This is a genomic window from Pararhizobium sp., assembly GCF_035497515.1.
GTDB lineage: Bacteria > Pseudomonadota > Alphaproteobacteria > Rhizobiales > Rhizobiaceae > Pararhizobium.
Window position 1 is genome coordinate 1 of sequence record NZ_DATJDJ010000146.1, and the last position, 10,150, is coordinate 10,150.

The following is a 10,150-nucleotide window of genomic DNA, read 5'->3' on the forward strand; positions in this document are numbered from 1 at the left end:
TTGCCAGGTGGAGGCGCCGAGGATCTCCGAGGCCTCGCGCCATTCCTTCTTCAGTCCGTCGAGTGCCGGCGTCAGGATCAGCACCATCAGCGGAATCTGGAAGAACATGTAGGTGATGGTCAGTCCGAGGAAGGACAGGAGGTTGAAGCCGGTGCCGTAGAGATTGAAGCCGAACCATTCTCGCAGCAGCAGCGTCACCAGGCCGGTGCGCCCGAGCGTGGCGATGAAGGCGAAGGCAAGCGGCACGCCGGCGAAGTTCGAGGCGACACCCGAGAAGGTCAAAAGCCCCGACCGGATCCAGGACGGCAGTCCGCCCAGCACAACCGCCCAGGCGAGCATGAAGCCGATCACAGCACCACCCAGCGATGACGCGACGGAAACCTTGATGCTGATCCAGTAGGCGCTGAGGATCGTGGGATGGGCGAGATCGGCGATGTTCTTGAAGGTGAACTCGCCGGCCGGATTGAAGAAGGCGCCCGTGACGAGATAGAGCGTCGGCAGGATCAGGAACATGAAGGCAAAGATCATGAACGGCGCGATGCCGAGCCAATCGACGATCTTGCGGCGGTCTATGAGGTTTGCGGTGTTCATGAAAGGCGGCTATCCCGACTGGAGGCGGTGAATAAACAAAAATATGCGAAAATAACGCCGGCGCAAACAGGCTGCGCCGGCATCGAAGGGGAGCCCTCCCGCCTGTCGGCGGAAGGGCGTGGACCGGGTTTGGCCGGCTTACTGGACGTTGGCGCCGACGACGCTGTCCCATTTTGTGGTGATCACGGCCTTGCCGGCTTCCTGCTCCTCGAGCGTCGGGAAGACAGCCTTTTCATAGGCCGCTGCCGGCGGCAGCTTGTCGAGCATTTCCTGCGGAACCTTGCCGTTCTTGACGAGATCGTTGAAGCGGATCGGGTGGCAATAGCCCTTCAGGTAACCGAGCTGGCCTTCGTCCGAATAGAGATATTCCATCCAGAGCTTGGCGGCGTTCGGATGCGGAGCGAAAGCGGAGATCGCCTGCACATAGACGCCGGCGACGACGCCCGTTTCCGGAACGACGACTTCGAGCGGCGGGTTGCCGGCCAGCGTGTCGCGCCAGGAAAGGCCGTTATAGTCCCAGGCGACGACGATCGGGGTCGAGCCCTGGGCAAGCGAGGCGGACTTGCCGATGACCGGAACGAAGTTGCCGGCCTTGTTGATCTCGGAGAACAGCGCAAGGCCTGCTTCGCCTGCCTTGGTCGCATCCGTTTCACCGGCGGCGAGGCCGGCGGCATAGGCGGCCTGCACGGCCTGGTTGGAGGTGCGCGGGTCGCCGGCGAGCGCGACGGCGTTGGCATAGTCGGCCTTGGTCAGGTCCTTCCAGTCCTTCGGCACTTCCTTGATGATGTCGGTGTTCACGATGAAGGAGAGAACGCCGTAATAATCGCCGTACCAGTGGCCATCGGCATCCTTGGCACTGTCCGGGATCGAATCCCAGGTTTCGACCTTGTAGGGCTGAATCAGGCCTTCGGCCTTGGAGGACGGGCCGAAGGACAGGCCGACGTCGATGACGTCGGGCGCCTGGTCGCCGGTATTGCCCTTGTTGGCCTTGATGGCCTCGATCTCGTCGCCCGAACCAGCGTCGGGGTTCAGTTCGTTGACCTGAATTTCGGGATATTTCGCCTTGAAACCGGCGATGACGTCGCCATAGCCGCACCAGCTATGCGGCAGGGCGATGGTGGTCAGCTTGCCTTCGGCTTTGGCCGCGGCCACGAGTTCGGCGCTGGGCTCGGCAAAGGCAACGGCGCTCGAAGCCATCACCATGGCGGTCGAGAGCGAGAGCAGGCGGCGCAAATGTAAAGTCATTGTCTTCTCCTTTGGGTGTTTCAGTCAGTTTCGGTCGAAGCTGATACTGGGGTCCGATGAAGCTAATGTGACGATCGATGTTTCCTTCGCGGCCTATGGGCCGCATCCGGAACATATTAATTTCATTTCAAAAATTTCATTCCGATACGATGTGGGACAAACATTGCGTCCCTGAACCTCCATGCCTTGGAATGCTGTTGGCAACTACCGATGCAATATCTCCTGCCATGCTCCTCCTAAGCCGGCTTTCGAAAAAGCTTTGTTGAATCGAACAGCCCTTCGAGCATTTTCATGCGGTCGTGTGTTTCGGTCCAGATGGTGCTTTGCACGGCTTCGATCAGTGCCTCGACAGCAAACAGGGTGACGACCGAACTATCCCAGGCGGAGGGCGCCTCGATCTGGATGCGAAAGACGCGGCGCGCCGATTTGGCGACGGGTGAACTCCACTGGTCGGTGAAAAGAATGATCTCGACGCCCCGCCCGCGGGCGGTACGCGCCAAGGTTTCCATTTCCTGCTCATAGCGGCGGATGTCGAAGATGATCAGGACGTCGCCCTTTTTCATGTCCAGCACGTAGTGTGGCCAGGAACTGGAATTGGCGGCGACTTGGGTAACGCCGGAGCGGACGACCTGCAGATGGGTGAAGAAATAATCGGCTAGCGCGCGGGTGATGCGACCGCCGACCAGATAGATGTTGCGCCTGGGATCGGCGATCATCGCCGCTGCGCCGTCGAATTCCGCCGTTTCCAGCTGTGCCAGGGTTGCGCGAAGATTGTTGATGGTGGCGTCGGCGAAGCGGTTGAGAATATGCGTGCCCGGCGCGTTGGCAGCCCAGCGGTCATGCTTGTTGATGGGATTGGAAATCGTCGCTTCCAGTTCCTGGCGTAGGTGTGACTGGAAATCGGGGAAACCGCGAAAACCGAGCTTCTGGACCATGCGGGCAACTGTCGGCGTCGAAACGCCGGCGTTCTCGGCGACAGTGGTGATGCTGCCGAGCCCGGAAACCGGGTAATTGTCGAGAAGTGTCTCCGCCAATTGCCTTTCCGCGCGGGTGAGCACGGTAAAATGGGCGTTGATCACATCCGACACCGTCATGGCGCCTGTAGAGCTTGTCAAATCCGGTCCCCTGGCCGGTCTCTGCCGGCTTTGTGACAGAGTAAACATCGCTGTAACAATTCGAGTCAATTGATTTTTTGAAGAGATCGTTTCAGATTCCGGTTGACAGATGCGTGATGGTGAAGAATTCTCTTCAGAATTAACAATCTGGCAAGTTTTGGGGACGCCGGGTGCTGCAAATTCTGACGCTGGCTGATGGCGATCCGGTCGCCTGGGAGAATGAGGATGGGCAGGGGCCTGTCCTCCTGGTGTGCGAGCATGCGTCGCGCCGGCTGCCGTCGCGCTTCGGAACGATGGGGCTTTCCCCGGACATCCTTGAAAGCCATATCGCCTGGGATCCGGGAGCGCTGGCCGTGGCGCGGCTGCTGTCCGAACGGCTCGATGCGGCCCTGATCCACCAGCGATTTTCGCGGCTTGTCTATGACTGCAATCGTCCGCCGGAAGCCGAGGCCGCGATGCCGGCGGTCAGTGAAATATTTTCCATTCCTGGCAATGCCGACATTTCGCCGGAGGAGCGGCAGGCACGGGCCGAAGCTTTGTATTTTCCGTTCCGGGATGCGCTTGCGGCTTTTGTAGCCGGGCGCCGGAAAGCCGGCCGGCCCTGCGTGCTTGTGACGGTTCACAGCTTCACGCCGGTCTATCACGGCGTTGCCCGCCCCGTGGAAGTCGGTATCCTGCATGACACGGACAAGAGACTGGCCGACCGGATGCTGGCGCATGGCGTCGCGGACGGGCGCTACGACATTCGCCGCAACGAGCCTTACGGCCCGACCGACGGGGTGACGCATACACTGATCGAGCACGGCATCAGAACCGGGCAGTTCAACGTGATGATCGAGATCCGCAACGATCTCGTAAAGGACGAGGTCGGCCAAAGGGTCATGGCCGACTACCTGGCGGATTTGCTGCTGAAAAGCATCGCGGATCTCGCCAAGGCGCAAAAATAAGACTCGAAAAGGGGAGCGGCATGTCCGCGAAAGACAGGGTTCAATTCTCGAACGGGGAGGAGAAAACAGATGGACCGGCTTATCTGCCAGGAGGTTTTTCCACGAACTGAATATGCCCGGTACGGGAGGTCCGGGTAGATGCCTGATTTCATAAAATCCTATGTGAGGGCCGTCGACGGGTTCAATCGGCGTGTCGGCCTTTTCGCGATGTATCTGATTTTCGCGATGTTCGCGATCCTGCTTTATTCTTCCGTCTCGAAGGCGTTCCACCTGCCGGCGAACTGGACGCTGGAATCGGCGCAGTTCACCATGGCCGCCTACTATATGCTGGGCGGAGCCTTTGCCATGCAGACGAGCGACCATGTGCGCATGGACCTGTTCTACGGGTCATGGTCGCTGCGCAGACGGGCGGCTTTCGACCTCGTCACGGCGATCGCGCTGATCGTGTTCCTCGGCTTCATGCTGTATGGCGGCATTAGCAGCACGGCCTACGCCATTGCCTACAAAGAAAAGAGTTTCTCCGCCTGGGCACCCTACATGGCGCCGATCAAGATCGTCATGACCTTCGGCGTCGTGATGATGCTGGCGCAGGCCAGTTCGTCGCTCTTCAAGGATATCGCTGAATTGCGGGGAAGGCCTATCGCATGAGTTATGAATTCATCGCCATCACGATGTTCGCCGCCATGATGGTGCTGCTGCTCACGGGGCAGCGCGTCTTTGCCGTCATCGGTTTTGTCGGCGTCGTGGCGGCCTATCTGCTATGGGGCACGGGCGGGTCCGAGATGGGCTTTGCCTCCGCAATGAAGCTCGTCAAATGGTATCCGATGCTGACGGTGCCCATGTTCATTTTCATGGGTTACATGCTGTCGGAATCCGGCATCGCCGAAGACCTCTACAAGGCTTTCCACGTCTGGATGGGCCCGATCAATGGCGGTCTTGCGCTTGGCACGATCGGCCTCATGGTGCTCATCTCGGCCATGAACGGCCTGTCCGTCGCCGGCATGGCCATCGGCGCAACCATCGCGCTGCCGGAACTGCTGCGCCGCGGCTACGACAAGGTGATGACGACCGGCGTGGTGCAGGGCGGCTCGACGCTCGGCATCCTCATTCCGCCGAGTATCGTTCTCGTACTCTACGGCATGATTGCCCGCGTACCGGTCGGGCAGCTCTGGCTTGCCGGCGTCTTCCCGGGCCTGTTGATGGCCGCGCTGATGGCGATCTATGTCTATGTCCGCTGCCGGATCAATCCGTCGCTTGGCCCCGCACTGCCGCCGGAAGAGCGAACAGTGCCCCTGGGCGAGAAACTGAGACTCCTGACGGCGGGCATCCTGCCGCTCGGCATCTTCACGCTAATGATGGGACTGTTCCTGAGCGGCACCGCCAGCCTAGTGGAAAGTTCGGCCGTCGGCGCGATTTCCTCGGCGCTTGTCGCCTGGGCCCGCGGTCGTCTGACGGCACGGCTCTGGAATGACGTGCTTCAGAAAACGCTCGGCATCACCTGCATGTTCATGTGGATTCTGATCGCCTCGCTCTGCTTCGGCGCCGTTTTCGACGGTCTCGGCGCGGTGAAATCGATCGAGCGCTTCTTCCTCGGTGATCTCGGCCTGGAGCCCTGGCAGGTGCTGGTGCTGATGCAGCTCTCCTTCCTGATCATGGGGATGTTCCTCGACGACACGGCAATGCTCGTCATCGTCGCGCCGCTCTACATTCCATTGGTGCAGAAGCTGGGCTTCGATCTGGTCTGGTATGGCATTCTCTACACGATCACCTGCCAGATCGCCTATATCACGCCGCCCTTCGGCTACAACCTGTTCATGATGCGCGCCATGGCGCCGCCCGGCATCACCATGTCCGACATCTACAAGTCGATCTGGCCGTTCGTCGGGATCATGCTTGCCAGCCTGATCATCATCGGCTGCTTCCCGGAGATCGCGACATGGCTGCCGGAGAATTTTTACGCGAAGTGACAATGAACGACATCCCGGCGGGAAACCGCCGGGATGCAACGGAGTAATGAGGCCGACAGAAGAAAAACACGATCGATCGACCGGGATGAACGGCCGTTTCCGGTAAAAACGAGACCTATAACCAGAGGGATAGAAACATGACCAACAGACGGCAATTTCTCACACGGGCTGGGGCGGTGACATTGGGCGCGGCCGGCGCCGCAACGCTCTCCACGCCGGCGATCGTGAAGGCACAGACGGCCATCAAATGGCGTTTTCAGACCTATGCCGGTGCGGCACTCGGCGAGCACGTGACCAAACCGATCGTGGATGCGATCAATGCTGCGGCCAAGGGTGAGCTTGAAATCGAGCTCTATTACGCGGACCAGATCGTGCCGACCGGCGAACTCTTCCGCGCGCTCCAGGCCGGCACCATCGATGCCGTCCATTCGGACGACGATTCCATGGCCTCGCCGGCGGAGGTCGCCACGTTTGGCGGCTATTTCCCGCTTGCCACCAAGCAGATTCTCGACGTGCCCGTGCTCTTCAAGCAATACGGTCTCGCCGACATCTGGAAGTCGGCCTATGAGAAGGTCGGCGGCGTCGTCTGGCTCTCGTCTTCGGGCCAGGATCCCTGCCACTTCAATACCAAGAAGCCGATCACCTCGCTCAAGGACCTCGAAGGACTGCGGCTCTACACCTTCCCGACCGCCGGTCGCTTCCTCAGCCAGTTCGGCGTCGTGCCGGTCACCATTCCCTACGAGGATGCGCAGGTGGCCGTCCAGACCGGCGAACTCGACGGCATGGCCTGGTCGGGCATCACCGAGGACTACACGGTGGGCTGGGCCGATGTGACCGACCATTTCCTGACGAACAATATTTCGGGTGCCTGGATCGGCTCCTTCTTCGTCAACGAGCAGAAATGGGCGGAACTGCCGGAGCACCTCAAGGGGCTTGTCCTGACCGCAATCGAAGCCGGCAACAACTACCGCAACCAGTGGTACTGGGGCGGCGAGGCGAAGCTGCGTGCCGGCGGAGACAAGCTCAAGCTGACCAGCATACCGGCTGCCGACTGGAAGCCTGTCGAGGATGCCGCGAAAGTGTTCTGGAAGGAGATCGCCGGGCAGAGCGAGACCGCGGCAAAGGTCGTCAAGATCTTCGAAGACTACAATGCCGTCCTCGAGAAAGCCGGACCGCCCTACACGAATGGCTGACGGGGCAAGCCCGCACAATGAAGGCCCGGGAGCAATCCCGGGCCACCTCCAAACGAGAAACCCGAGAAGGGTCTGAACCACCAAGGTAGCGTCATGAGCACGACTTATACATTCGAAGACTTGAAAAAAGATGTTGCCGAAGGCCGCATCGATACGGTTCTGGCCTGCCAGGTGGATATGCAGGGGCGCCTGCTGGGCAAGCGTTTTCATGCGCAGTTCTTCGTCGACAGCGCTTGGGAGGAAACCCACAGCTGCAATTATCTGCTGGCGACCGACATGGAGATGGAAACCGTCTCTGGCTACAAGTCCACCAGTTGGGAAGCGGGCTATGGTGATTATACCATGAAGCCCGATCTCTCGACGCTTCGCCGCATTCCCTGGCTCGAAGGCACCGCACTGGTGCTTTGTGACATGCTCGACCACCATACCCATAAGGACGTGCCGCATTCGCCGCGCGCCATCCTGAAGAAGCAGATCGCCCGGCTGGAGGCCATGGGGCTGAAGGCCTTCATGGCGACCGAACTGGAATTCTTCCTCTTCGACCAGACCTATGATGATGCCCGCAGGAGCGGCTATCGCGACCTCAAGCCGGTCAGCGGCTACAACGAGGACTACCATATCTTCCAGACAACCAAGGAGGAGGATGTGATGCGGGCGATCCGCAATGGTCTGCACGGGGCCGGCATTCCGGTGGAAAATTCCAAGGGCGAGGCTTCGGCCGGCCAGGAGGAAATCAATGTCCGCTATGCCGACGCGCTGACCATGGCCGACCGGCATGTGATCATCAAGAACGGCTGCAAGGAAATCGCCTGGAGCAAGGGCAAGGCCATCACCTTCCTGGCCAAATGGAATTACGACGCGGCGGGTTCCTCATCCCATATCCACCAATCGCTGTGGAGCGCCGATGGCAAGACGCCGCATTTCTTCGACAAGGATGCCGAGTTCGGAATGTCGCAGATGATGCGCCATTATGTGGCGGGGCTTTTGAGCCATGCCAGCGAAATCACCTATTTCTTGGCGCCCTATATCAACTCCTACAAGCGCTTCATGGCCGGCACATTCGCACCCACCAAGGCGGTGTGGAGCAAGGACAACCGCACCGCCGGCTATCGTCTCTGCGGCGAGGGCTCGAAGGCGATCCGCATCGAGTGCCGCGTCGGCGGCTCCGACATCAATCCCTACCTCGCCATGGCGGCGCTGATCGCCGCAGGCATTGCCGGCATCGAAGGCAAGATGGAGCTTGAAGCGCCCTTTGTGGGGGATGCCTATGGCGGCAACAATATCCGGGAAATCCCGGGAACCTTGCGTGATGCAACCGCGGCGATGAATTCCTCGAAAATGCTGCTGGATGCCTTCGGCGAAGATGTCATCGAGCACTATACCCGCTGCGCCGAGTGGGAGCAGGAGGAATATGATCGCCGGGTGACGGATTGGGAGGTAGCGAGGGGATTTGAAAGGGCGTGAGATAATCGCAACGATAGCAAAAACTGTTGCTTTTCTCGCACTTTCTTGCGATTGTCACGCAGTTTTGTTGTGGAATTCGAAGAGCGCGCATGATCGACACGGTATGGTTCAATCATAAACTCACTGAGAAAGGCGTTTCACAGAGTGATCTTGCTCGGTTTCTCGGACTTGATAGGAGCGCTGTGTCCCGAATGCTGAAGGGAGGGCGAGGAATGAGTGCCGAGGAGCAAGACTTGATCGCCGCTTATCTCGGTGTCGGCCTGGTGGAAGTCGCGGCCCGGCGGCGTGGTGAGTTGACAGGTTTTGAGGAGAGCAAACAGCAAGGCTATGTTCATGACACCGCAAAATCGAAAGAACAGGATTCTTTGGTCAAAACGGTGAGACGCGATACGGCAGACGAAGACAGTGGTTCATCGTCCGTGCATCCCGCCTTCGGCTGCATGACGGGGACTATGACAATACCGGACGATTTGGATTTGACGGCGCCGATCGATGTCGAGTGGAGCGATAAGCTTTATAATGAATGAGGGACTTCTGCTCGATACCTGCGCGATCATCTGGATGGCCAATAGAAAACAAATGTCGCAGGCAGCAATGGATGCATTTAAGGCATTGTCGAACAATGGCGGCATGCTCTGCGTGTCCGCAATGTCCGCGTGGGAAATAGGAATGTTGATATCGCGCGGCCGGCTGTCGGCAACGAAAGATGCGCTACCGTGGTTTGAGGATTTTGTCGTCGCCGGCGATATCCTGGTTCATGAAGCCACCCCCGCCGTCTTAATTGACGCTGCGTATCTTCCAGAACCACTGCATCGAGACCCAATGGACCGCATCATCATCGCCACCGCCCGAAAACACGACCTTACCATCATCACCCGCGATCGCGCCATTCTCGCCTATGGCACGGCCGGACACGTCAAGACCCTGGCCTGTTAGGCTTTCGGAGAAAAAAGAATGACCATGATCCAATGTATTTCACCCGTGAACGGGGAGGTTTATGCCGAGCGGCCAGCCGCCGACAAGGTTACCGCTTCGGCTGTCGTCGCGCGGGCCCGACAGGCCCAGAAGGACTGGGCAAAACGTCCGGTCGAGGACCGTGTCAAGCTGGTGCTTGCCGGCGTCGCGCGGCTCAATGAGATGGTCGATGAGGTCGTGCCAGAACTGGCCTGGCAGATGGGTCGTCCGGTTCGCTATGGTGGCGAGTTCCGCGGTTTCAACGAGCGCTCTAATTATGTCGCGACGATCGCCGCCGATGCGCTCGCTCCGATCGTGGTGGAGGATAGCGCCAGTTTCGAGCGCCGCATCGAGCGCGTCGCGCATGGCGTCGTCTTCGTCATCGCGCCCTGGAACTATCCCTACATGACGGCGATCAACACGGTCGCGCCGGCCCTGATGGCGGGCAATGCCGTCATCCTCAAGCATGCCAGCCAGACGATCCTCGTTGGCGAGCGCATGGTTCGGGCCTTCGTGGAGGCCGGTGTTCCGGAAGACGTCTTCCAGAATATCTTCCTCGACCATGAAACGACGTCGGCGCTGATCGGCGCCAGGAGCTTCGATTTCGTCAACTTCACCGGCTCGGTGGAAGGCGGACGGTCGATCGAGCGGGCGGCAGCCGGCACCTTTACAGG

At 59.6% G+C, this 10,150-nt stretch carries 11 protein-coding genes; 8 read left to right on the forward strand and 3 right to left on the reverse strand.

Going from position 1 to position 10,150, the window contains the following annotated elements; translation table 11 throughout:
• The 3 genes from VL202_RS14700 to VL202_RS14710 form a co-directional block, all read right to left on the reverse strand.
• Nucleotides 1-591 (reverse strand): acriflavin resistance protein (locus VL202_RS14700; RefSeq protein WP_325464849.1); only part of this gene is annotated, 591 nt, incomplete at its 3' end.
• Nucleotides 592-729: 138 nt separating this feature from the next.
• On the reverse strand, nucleotides 730-1,836 hold the full coding sequence (locus tag VL202_RS14705) for an ABC transporter substrate-binding protein (protein ID WP_056328832.1): 1,107 nt from the start codon (nucleotides 1,834-1,836) through the stop codon (nucleotides 730-732).
• A 236-nt stretch (nucleotides 1,837-2,072) separates the two neighbouring features.
• Entirely contained in the window at nucleotides 2,073-2,930 is an 858-nt protein-coding gene (locus VL202_RS14710) for a MurR/RpiR family transcriptional regulator (RefSeq protein ID WP_056328829.1), read from the reverse strand.
• Between the two features lie 191 nt (nucleotides 2,931-3,121).
• Between VL202_RS14710 and VL202_RS14715 the strand changes: the two genes are divergently transcribed.
• The 8 genes from VL202_RS14715 to VL202_RS14750 form a co-directional block, all read left to right on the forward strand.
• Nucleotides 3,122-3,898 (forward strand): N-formylglutamate amidohydrolase, encoded by a 777-nt coding sequence (locus tag VL202_RS14715; RefSeq protein ID WP_056328826.1) that lies wholly within the window; start codon nucleotides 3,122-3,124, stop codon nucleotides 3,896-3,898.
• 138 nt (nucleotides 3,899-4,036) lie between these two features.
• Nucleotides 4,037-4,546 (forward strand): TRAP transporter small permease subunit, encoded by a 510-nt coding sequence (locus VL202_RS14720; RefSeq protein ID WP_056328823.1) that lies wholly within the window; start codon nucleotides 4,037-4,039, stop codon nucleotides 4,544-4,546.
• A complete protein-coding gene (locus VL202_RS14725; protein WP_056328820.1) occupies nucleotides 4,543-5,865 on the forward strand; it encodes a TRAP transporter large permease in 1,323 nt (440 codons plus the stop codon). Before VL202_RS14720 ends, VL202_RS14725 begins: the two co-directional genes overlap by 4 nt.
• Before the next feature lie 137 nt (nucleotides 5,866-6,002).
• Nucleotides 6,003-7,058: a TRAP transporter substrate-binding protein gene (locus VL202_RS14730; protein WP_056328816.1), complete on the forward strand. Its 1,056-nt coding sequence runs from the start codon at nucleotides 6,003-6,005 to the stop codon at nucleotides 7,056-7,058.
• A gap of 93 nt (nucleotides 7,059-7,151) precedes the next feature.
• The gene (locus VL202_RS14735; RefSeq protein WP_325464850.1) at nucleotides 7,152-8,522 is read left to right on the forward strand and encodes a glutamine synthetase family protein; all 1,371 of its coding nucleotides are present in this window, start codon (nucleotides 7,152-7,154) and stop codon (nucleotides 8,520-8,522) included.
• Nucleotides 8,523-8,611: 89 nt separating this feature from the next.
• Nucleotides 8,612-9,049, forward strand: a complete 438-nt coding sequence (locus VL202_RS14740) for a helix-turn-helix transcriptional regulator (protein WP_325464851.1) — start codon at nucleotides 8,612-8,614, stop codon at nucleotides 9,047-9,049.
• Nucleotides 9,042-9,458, forward strand: a complete 417-nt coding sequence (locus tag VL202_RS14745; RefSeq protein WP_325464852.1) for a type II toxin-antitoxin system VapC family toxin — start codon at nucleotides 9,042-9,044, stop codon at nucleotides 9,456-9,458. The genes VL202_RS14740 and VL202_RS14745 overlap by 8 nt, the downstream gene beginning before the upstream one ends.
• Before the next feature lie 18 nt (nucleotides 9,459-9,476).
• On the forward strand, nucleotides 9,477-10,150 hold a 674-nt coding region (locus VL202_RS14750; RefSeq protein WP_325464853.1), incomplete at its 3' end, for an aldehyde dehydrogenase family protein.